At 61.3% G+C, this 14,984-nt stretch carries 13 protein-coding genes; 11 read left to right on the forward strand and 2 right to left on the reverse strand.

Annotated features, from left to right (window positions below):
- Window positions 1-9: 9 nt before the first annotated feature.
- The 11 genes from atpE to BM321_RS11730 all read left to right on the forward strand — a co-directional run bounded on the left by atpE (window position 10) and on the right by BM321_RS11730 (window position 10,867).
- Window positions 10-267, forward strand: a complete 258-nt coding sequence (atpE, locus tag BM321_RS11680; RefSeq protein WP_003097235.1) for a F0F1 ATP synthase subunit C — start codon at window positions 10-12, stop codon at window positions 265-267.
- A gap of 58 nt (window positions 268-325) precedes the next feature.
- The gene (locus BM321_RS11685) at window positions 326-796 is read left to right on the forward strand and encodes a F0F1 ATP synthase subunit B (protein WP_047230097.1); all 471 of its coding nucleotides are present in this window, start codon (window positions 326-328) and stop codon (window positions 794-796) included.
- Between the two features lie 12 nt (window positions 797-808).
- Window positions 809-1,345, forward strand: coding sequence for a F0F1 ATP synthase subunit delta (locus BM321_RS11690; protein ID WP_060739913.1), 537 nt, complete (start codon window positions 809-811; stop codon window positions 1,343-1,345).
- Between the two features lie 21 nt (window positions 1,346-1,366).
- Window positions 1,367-2,911, forward strand: coding sequence for a F0F1 ATP synthase subunit alpha (gene atpA / locus BM321_RS11695; RefSeq protein ID WP_053126819.1), 1,545 nt, complete (start codon window positions 1,367-1,369; stop codon window positions 2,909-2,911).
- Window positions 2,912-2,961: 50 nt separating this feature from the next.
- The gene (gene atpG / locus BM321_RS11700) at window positions 2,962-3,822 is read left to right on the forward strand and encodes a F0F1 ATP synthase subunit gamma (RefSeq protein WP_072343713.1); all 861 of its coding nucleotides are present in this window, start codon (window positions 2,962-2,964) and stop codon (window positions 3,820-3,822) included.
- Between the two features lie 27 nt (window positions 3,823-3,849).
- A complete protein-coding gene (atpD, locus tag BM321_RS11705; RefSeq protein ID WP_003187186.1) occupies window positions 3,850-5,226 on the forward strand; it encodes a F0F1 ATP synthase subunit beta in 1,377 nt (458 codons plus the stop codon).
- 45 nt (window positions 5,227-5,271) lie between these two features.
- Window positions 5,272-5,697 (forward strand): F0F1 ATP synthase subunit epsilon, encoded by a 426-nt coding sequence (locus tag BM321_RS11710; protein ID WP_072407653.1) that lies wholly within the window; start codon window positions 5,272-5,274, stop codon window positions 5,695-5,697.
- A 115-nt stretch (window positions 5,698-5,812) separates the two neighbouring features.
- Window positions 5,813-7,180, forward strand: coding sequence for a bifunctional UDP-N-acetylglucosamine diphosphorylase/glucosamine-1-phosphate N-acetyltransferase GlmU (gene glmU, locus BM321_RS11715; protein WP_092442623.1), 1,368 nt, complete (start codon window positions 5,813-5,815; stop codon window positions 7,178-7,180).
- Between the two features lie 205 nt (window positions 7,181-7,385).
- The gene (locus BM321_RS11720; protein WP_060739917.1) at window positions 7,386-8,162 is read left to right on the forward strand and encodes a DeoR/GlpR family DNA-binding transcription regulator; all 777 of its coding nucleotides are present in this window, start codon (window positions 7,386-7,388) and stop codon (window positions 8,160-8,162) included.
- Between the two features lies 1 nt (window position 8,163).
- A complete protein-coding gene (gene glmS / locus BM321_RS11725; RefSeq protein WP_092442624.1) occupies window positions 8,164-9,996 on the forward strand; it encodes a glutamine--fructose-6-phosphate transaminase (isomerizing) in 1,833 nt (610 codons plus the stop codon).
- Window positions 9,997-10,225: 229 nt separating this feature from the next.
- Complete coding sequence (locus BM321_RS11730) at window positions 10,226-10,867, forward strand: TetR family transcriptional regulator (RefSeq protein ID WP_092442625.1); 642 nt, start codon at window positions 10,226-10,228, stop codon at window positions 10,865-10,867.
- A 6-nt stretch (window positions 10,868-10,873) separates the two neighbouring features.
- Here the strand turns inward: BM321_RS11730 and BM321_RS11735 are convergent, their stop codons facing one another.
- Window positions 10,874-14,437, reverse strand: coding sequence for a molybdopterin cofactor-binding domain-containing protein (locus tag BM321_RS11735; protein WP_092442626.1), 3,564 nt, complete (start codon window positions 14,435-14,437; stop codon window positions 10,874-10,876).
- Entirely contained in the window at window positions 14,430-14,939 is a 510-nt protein-coding gene (locus tag BM321_RS11740) for a (2Fe-2S)-binding protein (protein WP_092442627.1), read from the reverse strand. The genes BM321_RS11735 and BM321_RS11740 overlap by 8 nt, the downstream gene beginning before the upstream one ends.
- Window positions 14,940-14,984 lie beyond the last annotated feature (45 nt).

Raw genomic sequence — 14,984 nt, forward strand, 5'->3', positions numbered from 1 at the left:
GGAGGAAAGATGGAAACTGTAGTTGGTCTAACCGCTATCGCTGTTGCACTGTTGATCGGCCTGGGCGCACTGGGTACCGCAATTGGTTTCGGCCTGTTGGGCGGCAAGTTCCTGGAAGGCGCAGCGCGTCAGCCAGAAATGGTTCCAATGCTGCAAGTCAAAATGTTCATCGTGGCCGGTCTGCTCGACGCCGTGACCATGATCGGTGTTGGTATCGCGCTGTTCTTCACCTTTGCGAACCCGTTCGTTGGTCAAATCGCTGGCTAATTACTCGGATGTCTCGAGTAGATTGGTGTGATGGACAACGTAACTGCGAGGTGTTGGCGTGAACATTAATGCGACCCTGATTGGCCAGTCCGTTGCGTTCCTGATTTTTGTACTGTTCTGCATGAAGTTCGTATGGCCTCCGGTCATTGCGGCATTGCACGAACGTCAAAAGAAGATCGCTGATGGTCTGGACGCTGCCAGCCGTGCAGCTCGCGACCTGGAGTTGGCCCATGAGAAAGTGGGTCAGCAACTGCGCGAAGCGAAAGCTCAGGCAGCTGAAATCATCGAGCAAGCCAAGAAACGCGGTACCCAGATTGTCGACGAAGCCCGTGAACAGGCTCGCGTCGAAGCTGACCGTGTGAAGGCTCAGGCTCAAGCCGAGATCGAACAGGAACTCAACAGTGTCAAAGACGCGCTGCGTGCCCAAGTGGGTGCTCTGGCCGTTGGCGGTGCTTCGAAGATCCTGGGTGCCACAATCGATCAAAACGCGCACGCAGAGCTGGTAAACAAACTGGCTGCTGAAATCTAAGCGAGGGCGATCATGGCAGAACTGACCACGTTGGCCCGACCTTACGCTAAGGCGGCCTTCGAGCACGCTCAGGCCCACCAGCAACTGGCCAATTGGTCAGCCATGCTCGGCCTGGCAGCAGCGGTGTCGCAAGACGGCACCATGCAGCGCGTGCTCAAGGCCCCGCGACTGACGAGCGCAGAAAAGGCCGCCACGTTCATTGACGTGTGCGGCGACAAGTTCGATGCCAAGGCACAGAATTTCATCCATGTCGTTGCCGAAAACGACCGTCTCCCGCTTCTGCCGGAGATCGCCGCTCTTTTCGACCTGTACAAGGCCGAGCAAGAGAAATCGGTAGACGTGGAAGTCACCAGTGCTTTTGCATTGAACCAAGAACAGCAAGACAAACTCGCCAAGGTTCTCAGTGCACGACTCAACCGGGAAGTGCGCCTGCAAGTCGAGGAAGACAAGTCCCTGATTGGGGGCGTTGTCATCCGCGCCGGCGACCTGGTTATCGATGGCTCGATTCGCGGCAAAATCGCGAAACTTGCCGAAGCATTGAAATCTTGAGTTTGAAGGGGCAGCAGAGCAATGCAGCAACTCAATCCTTCCGAAATAAGTGAAATTATCAAGGGCCGCATCGACAAGCTCGATGTGACCTCCCAAGCCCGTAACGAAGGCACTGTCGTCAGCGTATCTGATGGCATCGTGCGGATTCACGGTCTGGCCGACGTCATGTACGGCGAGATGATCGAGTTTCCGGGCGGCGTCTACGGTATGGCCCTCAACCTGGAGCAAGACTCTGTAGGTGCCGTGGTACTGGGCGCATACACGACGCTGGCTGAAGGCATGAGCGCCAAGTGCACCGGCCGCATCCTCGAAGTTCCGGTAGGTAAGGAACTGCTGGGTCGCGTTGTCGACGCACTGGGTAACCCTGTTGACGGCAAAGGTCCGCTGAACAACACCGAGACCGACGCGGTCGAGAAAGTTGCTCCAGGCGTGATCTGGCGTAAGTCGGTAGACCAGCCTGTACAGACTGGCTACAAGGCTGTCGATGCCATGATCCCTGTCGGCCGTGGCCAGCGTGAGCTGATCATCGGCGACCGTCAGATCGGTAAGACCGCTCTGGCGATCGACGCGATCATCAACCAGAAAAACAGCGGCATCTTCTGCGTCTATGTGGCCATCGGTCAGAAGCAATCGACCATCGCCAACGTGGTTCGCAAGCTGGAAGAAAACGGTGCACTGGCTAACACCATCATCGTTGCCGCCAGTGCTTCCGAATCGGCCGCACTGCAGTTCCTGGCACCGTACTCCGGTTGCACCATGGGCGAATACTTCCGCGACCGCGGTGAAGACGCGCTGATCGTTTATGACGATCTGTCCAAGCAAGCAGTGGCCTACCGCCAGATTTCCCTGCTGCTGCGCCGTCCACCAGGCCGTGAAGCCTACCCAGGCGACGTGTTCTATCTCCACTCCCGTCTGCTGGAGCGCGCATCCCGCGTTTCGGAAGAGTACGTAGAGAAGTTCACCAACGGCGCAGTGACTGGCAAGACCGGTTCCCTGACCGCGCTGCCGATCATCGAAACCCAGGCTGGCGACGTTTCCGCGTTCGTTCCGACCAACGTGATTTCCATCACCGACGGTCAGATCTTCCTGGAATCGGCCATGTTCAACTCGGGCATCCGTCCTGCTGTGAACGCCGGTGTTTCGGTATCCCGTGTGGGTGGTGCCGCTCAGACCAAGATCATCAAGAAGCTGTCCGGTGGTATCCGTACCGCCCTGGCCCAGTACCGTGAACTGGCGGCATTCGCCCAGTTCGCTTCTGACCTGGACGAAGCGACCCGTAAGCAACTTGAGCATGGTCAGCGCGTTACCGAGCTGATGAAGCAGAAGCAATACGCACCAATGTCGATCGCTGACATGGCGCTGTCGCTGTATGCCGCTGAGCGTGGGTTCCTGACTGACATTGAAATCGCCAAGATCGGCAGCTTCGAACAAGCGCTGATCGCTTTCTTCAACCGCGATCACGCCGATTTGATGGCCAAGATCAACGTTAAAGGTGACTTCAATGACGAAATCGACGCTGGCCTCAAGGCCGGTATCGAGAAGTTCAAGGCCACCCAAACCTGGTAAGCCGCAGCGGGAGCCGCAAGGCTCCCGCTTGCTAACCTGATAGGTGTTACATGGCAGGCGCAAAAGAGATTCGCAGTAAGATTGCGAGCATCAAAAGCACGCAAAAGATTACCAGCGCCATGGAAAAAGTGGCGGTCAGCAAAATGCGCAAGGCACAAATGCGCATGGCTGCTAGCCGTCCTTATGCGGAGCGCATCCGCCAGGTGATTGGTCATCTGGCCAACGCCAACCCGGAATACCGCCACCCGTTCATGATCGAACGCGCCGTCAAGCGCGTCGGTTACGTTGTGGTGAGCAGTGACCGTGGTCTGTGCGGTGGCTTGAACACCAACCTGTTCAAGGCCCTGGTCAAGGACATGGCGGTAAACCGCGAACAAGGCGTCGAGATCGATCTGTGCGTGGTCGGTAGCAAGGGTGCGGCTTTCTTCCGCAACTTCGGCGGTAACGTCGTCGCTGCTATCAGCCACCTGGGTGAAGAACCGTCGATCAATGACCTGATCGGCAGCGTCAAGGTGATGCTGGATGCTTACCTGGAAGGCCGGATCGACCGCCTGTCCGTGGTATCCAACAAGTTCATCAACACCATGACGCAACAGCCGACCGTGGAGCAGTTGATTCCACTGGTGGCGACCCCGGAACAGGAACTCAAGCACCACTGGGACTATCTCTACGAACCGGATGCCAAGGAGCTGCTCGACGGCTTGATGGTCCGCTACGTGGAGTCGCAGGTCTACCAGGCGGTGGTCGAGAACAACGCAGCTGAACAAGCGGCGCGGATGATCGCGATGAAGAACGCTACCGACAACGCCGGTGATTTGATCAGCGATTTGCAGCTGATCTACAACAAGGCGCGTCAGGCTGCGATCACCCAAGAGATCTCGGAAATCGTCGGCGGCGCTGCCGCGGTTTAACGGTTCAAATATTCAGAGGATCCAGCTATGAGTAGCGGACGTATCGTTCAAATCATCGGCGCCGTTATCGACGTGGAATTCCCACGCGACAGCGTACCGAGCATCTACGACGCCTTGAAGGTTCAAGGCGCCGAAACCACCCTGGAAGTTCAGCAGCAGCTGGGCGACGGCGTGGTTCGTACCATTGCGATGGGCTCCACCGAGGGCTTGAAGCGCGGTCTGGACGTCAACAACACTGGCGCAGCCATCTCCGTACCGGTCGGTAAAGCGACCCTGGGCCGGATCATGGACGTACTGGGCAACCCGATCGACGAGGCTGGCCCGATCGACACCGAAGAACGCTGGGGCATTCACCGTCCTGCGCCAACCTTCGCTGAACAGGCCGGTGGCAACGAACTGCTGGAAACCGGCATCAAGGTTATCGACCTGGTTTGCCCGTTCGCCAAGGGCGGTAAAGTCGGTCTGTTCGGTGGTGCCGGTGTAGGCAAGACCGTAAACATGATGGAACTGATCCGTAACATCGCCATCGAGCACAGCGGTTATTCCGTGTTCGCCGGTGTGGGTGAGCGTACTCGTGAGGGTAACGACTTCTACCACGAGATGAAGGATTCCAACGTTCTGGACAAAGTGGCACTGGTCTATGGCCAGATGAACGAGCCGCCGGGAAACCGTCTGCGCGTAGCCCTGACCGGCCTGACCATGGCCGAGAAGTTCCGTGACGAAGGTAACGACGTTCTGCTGTTCGTCGACAACATCTACCGTTACACCCTGGCCGGTACCGAAGTATCCGCACTGCTGGGCCGTATGCCTTCGGCAGTAGGTTACCAGCCGACCCTGGCTGAAGAGATGGGCGTGCTGCAAGAGCGCATCACTTCCACCAAGCAAGGCTCGATCACCTCGATCCAAGCGGTATACGTACCAGCGGACGACTTGACCGACCCGTCGCCAGCGACCACCTTCGCCCACTTGGACGCCACCGTCGTTCTGTCCCGTGACATCGCTTCCCTGGGTATCTACCCAGCGGTAGACCCACTGGACTCGACTTCGCGCCAACTGGACCCGAACGTGATCGGCCAGGAGCACTACGACACCGCTCGCGGCGTCCAGTACGTGCTGCAGCGTTACAAGGAACTGAAGGACATCATCGCGATCCTGGGTATGGACGAGCTGTCGGAAGCCGACAAGCAGTTGGTAAACCGTGCTCGTAAGATCCAGCGCTTCTTGTCGCAGCCGTTCTTCGTGGCTGAAGTCTTCACCGGTGCTTCGGGTAAATACGTTTCCCTGAAAGACACCATTGCTGGCTTCAAAGGCATCCTCAACGGTGACTACGACCACCTGCCAGAACAAGCGTTCTACATGGTCGGCGGCATCGAAGAAGCGATCGAGAAAGCCAAGAAACTGTAATCCCGGCGCCCGGCAACGGGCGCTAATTTAGGTTGAGGCAATCAGATGGCTATGACAGTCCATTGCGATATCGTCAGTGCGGAAGGGGAAATCTTCTCCGGTCTGGTCGAGTTTGTGGTTGCGCACGGTGAGCTGGGTGATCTTGGTATCGCCCTGGGTCACGCACCGCTGATCACCAGCTTGAAGCCAGGTCCGATTACTCTGACCAAGCAGGGCGGGGAAAGGGAGGTGTTCTACATCTCCGGTGGTTTCCTCGAGGTTCAGCCGAACATGGTCAAGGTCCTTGCCGACACTGTGCAACGTGCTGCCGACCTGGACGAAGCCTCCGCTCAGGAAGCCGTCAAGGCTGCCGAGAAGGCTCTGAACGAAAAAGGCGCAGACTTCGACTACGGTTCTGCTGCCGCACGTCTGGCCGAGGCCGCAGCCCAGCTGCGTACCGTCCAGCAGATCCGCAAGAAGTTCGGCGGCTAAGCCGTCTGCTTTCTGTGCGATTGATTAAAAAGGGTAGCCTCGGCTACCCTTTTTTCTTTTCCCCCTATTCATTACCTGGTCGCAGCCGCTGACCACCCAGGATTGGTAGCCAGTCATGTCTCTTGAAATCGTTATCCTCGCGGCCGGCCAAGGCACCCGCATGCGTTCGGCGTTGCCCAAGGTCCTGCACCCGGTCGCCGGCAATTCCATGCTCGGTCATGTTATCCACAGCGCGCGGCAACTTGATCCACAGCGCATTCATGTGGTCATCGGCCACGGTGCCGATGCGGTACGCGAACGCCTGGCGGCGGATGACCTGAATTTCGTGCTGCAGGACAAACAACTGGGTACTGGCCATGCCGTGGCCCAGGCCGTGCCGTTCATCACGGCCAAAACAGTGTTGATTCTCTACGGCGATGTGCCGCTGATCGAAGTCGAGACCTTGCAGCGCCTGCTCAAGCACGTCGCCCCACAGCAATTGGGCCTGCTGACCGTCGAGCTGGATGACCCCACCGGTTACGGTCGCATTGTGCGCAATGCCGACGGCCAGGTGACGGCGATTGTCGAGCAAAAGGACGCCAACGAAGCCCAGCGCGCGATCACCGAGGGCAACACCGGGATCCTGGCTGTACCGGCCGAGCGCCTGGGCGACTGGATGAGTCGTCTGTCGAACAACAATGCCCAGGGTGAGTACTACCTGACCGATGTGATTGCCATGGCGGTCGCTGATGGGCTGGTGGTGGCTACCGAGCAACCGCTGGACGCCATGGAAGTGCAGGGCGCCAACGATCGCCGGCAACTGGCCGAGCTGGAGCGCCACTATCAATTGCGCGCCGCCCGCCGCCTGATGGCCCAAGGCGTGACCCTGCGCGATCCGTCCCGTTTCGATGTGCGCGGTGAAGTCAGCGTGGGTCGCGACGTAGTCATCGATATCAACGTCATCCTAGAAGGCAAGGTCGTCATCGAAGACGACGTGGTCATCGGCCCGAACTGCGTGATCAAGGACAGCACCCTGCGCAAAGGCGTGGTGATCAAGGCCAACAGCCATCTCGATGGCGCGGTCATGGGTGAAGGCAGCGACGCCGGTCCGTTTGCGCGGTTGCGTCCAGGCTCCGTGCTGGAAGCCCGTGCCCATGTGGGTAACTTCGTCGAACTCAAGAACGCTCATTTGGGCGAAGATGCCAAGGCCGGTCACCTGACCTACCTGGGTGATGCTGAAGTCGGCGCCCGCACCAACATTGGCGCCGGCACCATCACCTGCAACTACGATGGCGCCAACAAGTGGAAAACCGTTGTGGGTGAGGACGTATTCATCGGCTCCAACAACTCACTGGTGGCGCCGGTGACTATCGCAGATGGTTCAAACACAGCCGCAGGTTCGACTATCAATCAGGATGTGGATAAGTCCCAACTCGCTGTGGCGCGTGCCCGACAGCGCAATATCGACGGTTGGAAGCGGCCGGTAAAAATCAACAAAAGCTAAGTTATCCACAACCCTGTGGGAGCGGGCTTGCTCGCGAAAGCGTCGTGTCAGTTCACGCTGTACGGTCTGATTCGACCCCTTCGCGAGCAAGCCCGCTCCCACATTGATCTCATGATTTCTGAATTTTTCTCCGGGCGCCTTGACGATATCGCCGCAATAGGTTTTGATTGCTTACGTTATCTTTCGAATCGAAACTTAAGCCGCCATGTCGAAACGCAACACGCCACAGCGCCGTCACAACATTCTTGCTTTGCTCCAAGAGCAGGGCGAGGTCAGCGTGGATGAGCTGGCCAAGCGTTTCGAAACCTCGGAGGTTACGATTCGCAAGGATCTCGCCGCCCTGGAAACCAATGGCCTGCTACTGCGTCGCTACGGTGGCGCGGTGCCGATGCCGCAGGAGTTGGTGGCCGATAACGGGCAAACCGTCTCCAAGTACAAACTCGCCATTGCCCGGGCCGCCGTGAAGCGGATCCGCGAACACGCGCGGATCATCATCGACAGCGGCAGCACCACCGCCGCCATGATCCCCCAACTCGGCCAACAGCCAGGCTTGGTGGTGATGACCAATTCCCTGCACGTCGCCAATGCCTTGAGCGAACTGGAGCACGAGCCGGTGCTGTTGATGACCGGCGGCACCTGGGATCCTCACTCCGAGTCGTTCCAGGGCCAGGTGGCCGAGCAGGTTCTGCGTTCCTACGACTTCGACCAGTTGTTCATCGGCGCCGACGGCATCGATCTGGTTCGAGGTACCACCACCTTCAACGAACTGCTGGGCTTGAGCCGCGTGATGGCCGAGGTTGCCCGGGAAGTGATCGTAATGGTGGAGGCCGACAAGATCGGCCGCAAGATCCCCAACCTGGAGCTGCCGTGGAGCAGCGTCCATACCCTCATTACCGATGATCGCCTGCCCGTAGAGGCCCGCGATCAGATTCAGGCCCGCGGCATCACCGTGATCTGCGCGCCTGTCAGCCAGGAGAAATAGCATGTGTGGAATTGTCGGCGCCGTTGCTGAACGCAACATCACAGCAATCTTGCTCGAAGGCCTCAAGCGCCTGGAATACCGCGGCTACGACAGCGCCGGTGTGGCGGTTTTCACCAACGACGAGAAGCTCGAGCGCCTGCGTCGTCCGGGCAAGGTCAGCGAGCTGGAGCAGGCGCTGGAAGCCGAGCCGCTGCTCGGTCGCCTGGGTATCGCCCACACCCGTTGGGCCACCCATGGCGCGCCGTGCGAGCGTAACGCCCACCCACATTTCTCCGGCGATCTGGCGGTGGTGCACAACGGCATCATCGAAAATCACGAAGCCCTGCGTGAACAGCTCAAGGCGCTCGGTTATGTGTTCACTTCGGACACCGACACTGAAGTCATCGCCCATCTGCTCAACCACAAGCTCAAGGACCTGGCGGACCTGACCGTGGCCCTCAAGGCCACTGTCAAGGAACTGCACGGTGCTTATGGCCTGGCGGTCATCAGCGCGAAACAACCTGATCGCCTGGTCGCGGCCCGCAGCGGCAGCCCGTTGGTGATCGGCCTGGGCCTGGGGGAAAACTTCCTGGCTTCCGATCAGTTGGCGCTGCGTCAGGTCACCGACCGCTTCATGTACCTGGAAGAAGGCGATATCGCCGAGATTCGCCGCGACAGCGTGCAAATCTGGGACATCGACGGCAAAGCCGTGGAGCGCGAGACCGTCCAGTACCGCGACGGTGCCGAAGCCGCCGACAAGGGCGAGTTCCGCCACTTCATGCTCAAGGAAATCCACGAACAACCGGCCGTGGTGCAGCGCACCCTGGAAGGTCGCATCAGCCAGAACCAGGTGCTGGTCCAGGCGTTCGGCCCACAGGCGGCCGAACTGTTCGCCAAGGTGCGTAACGTGCAAATCGTTGCCTGCGGCACCAGTTATCACGCCGGGATGGTCGCCCGTTACTGGCTCGAAGAACTGGCCGGTATTCCGTGCCAAGTCGAAGTGGCCAGTGAGTTCCGTTACCGCAAGGTGGTGGTGCAGCCGGACACCTTGTTCGTCACCATTTCCCAGTCCGGGGAAACCGCCGACACCCTCGCGGCCCTGCGCAACGCCAAGGAACTGGGCTTCCTCGCCAGCCTGGCGATCTGCAACGTCGGCATCAGCTCGCTGGTGCGCGAGTCCGACCTGACCCTGCTGACCCAGGCCGGCCGTGAGATTGGTGTGGCTTCGACCAAGGCGTTCACCACGCAACTGGTGGGCCTGTTGCTGCTGACCCTGTCCCTGGGCCAGGTTCGCGGCACGTTGGGCGAGGGCGTCGAGGCCAAACTGGTGGAAGAATTGCGCCGCCTGCCGGCCCGCCTGGGCGAAGCCTTGGCCATGGACAGCACGGTGGAAAAAATCGCCGAACTGTTCGCCGAGAAGAACCACACCCTGTTCCTCGGGCGCGGCGCGCAATTCCCGGTGGCGATGGAAGGGGCCTTGAAGCTCAAGGAAATCTCCTACATCCACGCCGAGGCCTACCCGGCCGGTGAACTCAAGCACGGCCCGCTGGCGCTTGTGGATAACGACATGCCGGTGGTCACCGTGGCGCCGAACAACGAACTGCTGGAAAAGCTCAAGTCCAACCTGCAGGAAGTGCGCGCCCGCGGCGGCCAATTGATTGTCTTTGCAGACGAGCAAGCCGGCATGACCAACGGTGAAGGCACCCACGTGGTGCACATGCCGCACATCCACGACATCCTGTCGCCGATCCTCTACACCATTCCGCTGCAGCTGCTGTCGTACTACGTCGCGGTGCTCAAGGGGACTGATGTGGACCAGCCGCGTAACTTGGCGAAGTCTGTGACGGTGGAGTGAGTCGTCTACCAAGGGCCAGGTGGACATCGGCGATCAGAAGCTCCTGCGGGGCACCGATGCGTCCCCCGCAGGCATTGACCAGAGCCAGACCAGATCGGCTGCCCGTCCCATAGACGGGCCAGCGCCCGGCGGATCGCCTGCCGATCAAGTTGCTGCATTATCACCTCTGCTCTTACCGCACAGATTCATGGCGTATCATTGCCCCAGCACTCTCCGCCACAGGATCCTCATGGCCACTCCCAATTCCGGGTTGCGCAGCCAACAAGCCGAAGAAACCCGCGCACGTATCCTCAAGGCCGCCACCAAAGTATTCAGCCAGGACGGCTACTCGGGCGGGCGCATCGAGAAAATCTCGCGGCTGGCGAAATCCAACGACCGCATGATTTATTACTACTTCAAGAGCAAGGAGCAGTTGTTCATCCGCGTGCTGGAGGGCATCTACGCCGACTTCAACGAAGCCGAGAGCCGCCAGCGCTTCGACCTCGAACAGCCGGTCGCGGCGGTGCAGCAACTGCTTGGGTTCGTGTGGGACTACTACGGGCGCCATCCCGAATTCATCAGCATCCTCAACAGCGAAAACCTGCACAAAGGCAAGCACTCGCGCAAATCGCCCCACCTTTTGGTGCTGTCAGGCGCGGCGCTCAATACCCTGGCGCCGATCATCCAGGCGGGGCAAGCGAAGGGGGTGTTTCGGGCCGACGTGGACGTGCTCCATACCTACCTGCTGATTGCCTCGCTGTGCTACTTCTACAACTCCAACCTGCACACCCTGGGTGCCTTCCTGGGTGTCGATCTGGACAGCAAAAGCGCCCGCGACCGCTGGCTGGACTACGCCCGCGACCAGGTACTGCGCGGGCTGGCCGTTGGCTGACAGGGCTCAGTGGCTGCCAGGGTTGGCACGCAGCCACGCGACCTGCTTGGCCAGGGGCGGCCATGGCGCCTTGTCGGCGGCGAAGTTGCTGCGCAGGTAGGCCACCAAGTCACTGACTTGGGTGTTCGAGAGGCTGTCCTTGAAGGCCGGCATATAGCCCAGCTCGCTCACCGCGGGGTTGCCGATGCCGTGCAGAATGACCTTGATCAGGTTGTCGGGGCGGTCGCTGTGCACGTTGGTATTGGTGGCCATGGAGGGGCTCACGCCGAACAGCTCGGGGCCGCCGTCCAGGGCGCTGTGGCAACCGGCGCAGGCGCCTTCGAACACCCGTCGGCCATTGGCCAGGTTGGCCGTACTCGGTGCGCTGGCGACTGCCTGCTGCGCCCGGGTGGCGGGCTTACCTTCGAGGGTGCCGAGGTAATGGGCGATCGCCCGCAGATCATCGTCCGGCAAGGTCGACAACTCGCTGACCACCGGCCCCATGGGCCCGGCCGCCACGCCGTGCTCGGCGCTGAAACCGGTGCGCATGTAGGTGAATAGCTGGTCTTCGGTCCAGGGCGTAGGCGCCTTGGACAGGCCGGTCAGTGCCGGCGCCTCCCAGCCATCAACCATCGCCCCGGAAAGAAACTTCGCCCCGCCCTGTTCCGCGCCCATCAAGTTGCGCGGCGAGTGGCAGGCAGCGCAGTGGCCGAGGCCATTGACCAGATAATTTCCGCGGTTCCACTGGGCGCTGCGGGTCGGGTCGTCCTGGTATTCACCCTGCTTGAGGAACAGCGTGTTCCAGCCCGCCATCAGCGCGCGCACATTGAACGGGAAGCGCATCTGGTTGGCCGGTGGCGTGCTCGGTACTGCCGGTTGCGACATCAGGTAGGCGTACAGCGCCTGCATGTCGGCTTCCTTGATGTTGCGAAAGGCCGTGTAGGGAAATGCCGGGTACAGATGCCGGCCATCGCGGCTGATGCCCTTGCGCATGGCGCGGTCGAAGGCGGCGAAGGACCAGTTGCCGATGCCTGTCTGCGCGTCAGGTGTGATGTTGCTGCTGTACAAGGTGCCGAACGGCGTGTCCATGGCCAGGCCGCCGGCGTTGGTCACGCCATCGTGGGCGGTGTGGCACACGGCGCAATCCCCGGCGGCGGCCAATTGCCGGCCGCGCTCGAGGGTGGCGGTGCTCCAGGTACCGGCCGGTGGCGGCGTGACCGCGGCGATTTCCGCGCGCCATGGCATGGCGCTGATCCCCAGGCCCAGGGCCGTACCGAACAGCCCGGCCAGACCGCCGAACAGCCATTTGCGCTTCTTGCTTTTCACCGGGGCGGCATAAGGCAGCCCGAGTGGGTCTTGAGGCTCGGCGGCCTTGAGCGCGGCCAGCACCCGCTCGGCGGTGATCGGCAGTTCACGAAAGCGGATGCCGGTGGCGTCGAACACGGCGTTGGCGATGGCCGCCGCGCTCGGCACCGAGGCCGATTCCCCGGCGCCCAGCGGCGGCTCGCTCTGGCGCGGCATCATCAATACATCGACTTCGGGCACCTGCGGGAAAGTCAGAATCGGATAGCCACCCCACTCCTTGCTGGCCACCCGCGATTCTTCGAAGGTCACCTGTTCCTTGAGCACGCGGCTGGTGGACTGCATCACATTGCCGTGAATCTGGTGTTGTACCCCGGCCGGGTTGACCATCATGCCGGCGTCATGGCCGACCACCACGCGGGTCACAGCGACTTCGCCGGTGTGCTTGTCGATGGCCACGTCGGCTACCCAGGCGGCCCAGGCGGCGCCGAAACCGGGGAATTTGCTGTGGATGTAGCGCGCATAGGCGAAGCCGCGGCCACGCAGCACGCCATCTTCGCTGGGCGTTTGCCCAGGCTGGGTGTGCGGTGTCCATTGCGCGCGCTCGGCAGTGGCACGCACCAGTTCGGCGGCGCGTTCGTCGGGCAGGTAGCGCAGGCGGTATTCCACCGGGTCGATGCCGGCTTCGTGAGCCAGTTCGTCGATATAGGATTCATGTGCGAATACATTGGGCAGCGCTGATACGCCGCGCAGCCAGGAGGCGCGCACGATGGGCGCCATGTCTTCGATGCTCACCCGCAGCTCGGGGTAGCTGTAATGGGGCACAGCGGTACGGTCGCCCATCTCGTAGGCCACCGGCACCGGCTCGACGCGGCCGGTAAGCAGCAGCGCCAGGGTGGGCGCGCCGTTGGACGGGTAGCGGGTGCGAAAGTCGTACACGGCCAGGTCGCCGGCAGCATCGATGCCGCCGTCGACGTCCATCAGTTGCGCAGTGCCTTTCGGTTCCCAGGCGTGCTCTTGCTCGCGAGTCAGTTGCACGCGCACCGGTTTGCCGACCGCGCGGGACAGCAGCACGGCATCGGCGCATACGTCGTCGGCGCAGTTGCGCCCATAGCAACCGGCGGCTTCCATGCGGATGATCTCGATGCTGGTTTCATCGCACTCCAGCAGCCAGGCGAGGTCGGCGCGCAGGGCATGGGGGTTCTGTGTGCCGGACCAGATGCGGGTGGCCTGCGGTTGATAGTCGGCCACCGCGCAGGCCGGGCCGATGGAGCCGTGCAGTTGGTAGGGCCACAGGTAGCGGCGGGTCAGCCGCGTCGCGGCACTGGCCAATGCCGCATCGACGCCGCCGGTGTCGTGCACGACCCGTTCAATGGACGGGTTGTCGCGCAACGCCTGTTCGATATTGTCGAGGTTTGGTAAATGCTGCTGCCAGGGCCGCCATTGCACCTTGAGCTCGCGGGCGGCTTTGATCGCTTGTTCTTCACGCTCGGCGACCACACCGATGAAGTCGCCGATCACCACCACGCGGACGATGCCGGGGAGATGGGCGATGGAGCTTTCATCCACGGCGATCAAGCTGGTGCCGACGAACACACCGGTATCGTAGCCGTCATAAGGCGGACGTACGACCCGCCCGTGGAGCATGTCGGGCACGCGCATGTCTTGCACGAACGTCAGTTCGCCGGTGGCCTTGGCCGGAATATCGACGCGCGCCGAACTTTGCCCCACCAGTTTGTAATCGTCCAGCGGCTTCAGGGGCGCAGTGCCGCTGATGCTCAGCTCGATGCGCTGGCCCTGGATCAATTCGGCGAAACTCAGCGCCTGGCCATCGCGGCCATGCACCACACCGGCCTCGATGCGCAGGTCATCGCTGCCACAACGCTTGGCGGCGGCGGCCAGTAACCAGCGACGTGCTTCGGCGGCGGCATTGCGCAGCGGTATCGCAGAGATCTGCAAGGTCGCGCTGGCAATGGTTGCGCCCTGGTTCGGCGTGCGGGCGGTATCGCCCAGTACCACACGCAGTTGGTCCATGCGCAGGTCGAGTTCTTCGGCGACGATCTGCCCCAGAGAGGTCTGGATGCCGGTGCCCAGGTCGACGTGGCCGTTGAAGGCGTAGTATTCGCCGTTGTCGCACAGGGCGATGAACAACCCCAGTTCCTTGGGCTTGACGACTGGAGTCTTGCCCTTGGGCGCCAGGCCGGGCGGTGGCTGGATCCGGTCGACCACCAGCAGTACGCCCTCGCGCGCCAGCAGTTCGGCCTGGGTGGGAACGGGTTGGTCAGTCATTGCTGTGGCCCTCACGGTATAGCTGGGCGGCGCGACGCACCGCAGCAAGGATTTCCAAGTGCGTACCGCAACGGCACAGGTTCGCCGACAGTGCGCGGCGGATCTGTTCTTCGCTAGGGTCGGGGTTGCGGTCGAGCAAGGCCTTGGTGGTCATGATCATGCCGTTCAGGCAATACCCGCACTGGGCCGCCTGGGCATCGATAAAGGCTTGCTGCACCGGGTGCGGGTGGTGACGGTCACCGAGGCCTTCGAGGGTGGTGACGTTACGATTCGCCACCCCGCTCAAGGGCAGCACGCAGGAACGCGCGGCCTTTGCGTCGACGATCACCGTGCACGCTCCGCATTCGCCCAGGCCGCAGCCGAACTTGGGACCATTGAGGTGCAGGTCGTTGCGCAGCACCAGTAGCAAGGGCGTGTCGGCCATGGCGCTGCAGGTCACCGGCTGGCCGTTGACGATGCAGTTGACGCTGACCGTGGCGGTGGAAGAAAGAGGTTTGTTCATGCCGCTCTCTATTTTCGTGTAGTACTTACTACATCAAAAGGCAAG

The sequence above is a fragment of the Pseudomonas sp. NFIX10 genome, assembly GCF_900111955.1.
GTDB classification, from domain to species: domain Bacteria; phylum Pseudomonadota; class Gammaproteobacteria; order Pseudomonadales; family Pseudomonadaceae; genus Aquipseudomonas; species Aquipseudomonas fluorescens_AA.

Excerpts from the sequence above, each read along its gene's own strand:
- atpE (WP_003097235.1), top strand. The coding sequence starts at position 10 with ATGGAAACTGTAGTTGGTCTAACCGCTATCGCTGTTGCACTGTTGATC.
- atpD (WP_003187186.1), top strand. The coding sequence starts at position 3,850 with ATGAGTAGCGGACGTATCGTTCAAATCATCGGCGCCGTTATCGACGTG.
- BM321_RS11730 (WP_092442625.1), top strand. The coding sequence starts at position 10,226 with ATGGCCACTCCCAATTCCGGGTTGCGCAGCCAACAAGCCGAAGAAACC.
- BM321_RS11720 (WP_060739917.1), top strand. The coding sequence starts at position 7,386 with ATGTCGAAACGCAACACGCCACAGCGCCGTCACAACATTCTTGCTTTG.
- glmU (WP_092442623.1), top strand. The coding sequence starts at position 5,813 with ATGTCTCTTGAAATCGTTATCCTCGCGGCCGGCCAAGGCACCCGCATG.
- BM321_RS11740 (WP_092442627.1), bottom strand. The coding sequence starts at position 14,939 with ATGAACAAACCTCTTTCTTCCACCGCCACGGTCAGCGTCAACTGCATC.
- atpG (WP_072343713.1), top strand. The coding sequence starts at position 2,962 with ATGGCAGGCGCAAAAGAGATTCGCAGTAAGATTGCGAGCATCAAAAGC.
- glmS (WP_092442624.1), top strand. The coding sequence starts at position 8,164 with ATGTGTGGAATTGTCGGCGCCGTTGCTGAACGCAACATCACAGCAATC.
- BM321_RS11710 (WP_072407653.1), top strand. The coding sequence starts at position 5,272 with ATGGCTATGACAGTCCATTGCGATATCGTCAGTGCGGAAGGGGAAATC.
- BM321_RS11735 (WP_092442626.1), bottom strand. The coding sequence starts at position 14,437 with ATGACTGACCAACCCGTTCCCACCCAGGCCGAACTGCTGGCGCGCGAG.
- atpA (WP_053126819.1), top strand. The coding sequence starts at position 1,367 with ATGCAGCAACTCAATCCTTCCGAAATAAGTGAAATTATCAAGGGCCGC.
- BM321_RS11690 (WP_060739913.1), top strand. The coding sequence starts at position 809 with ATGGCAGAACTGACCACGTTGGCCCGACCTTACGCTAAGGCGGCCTTC.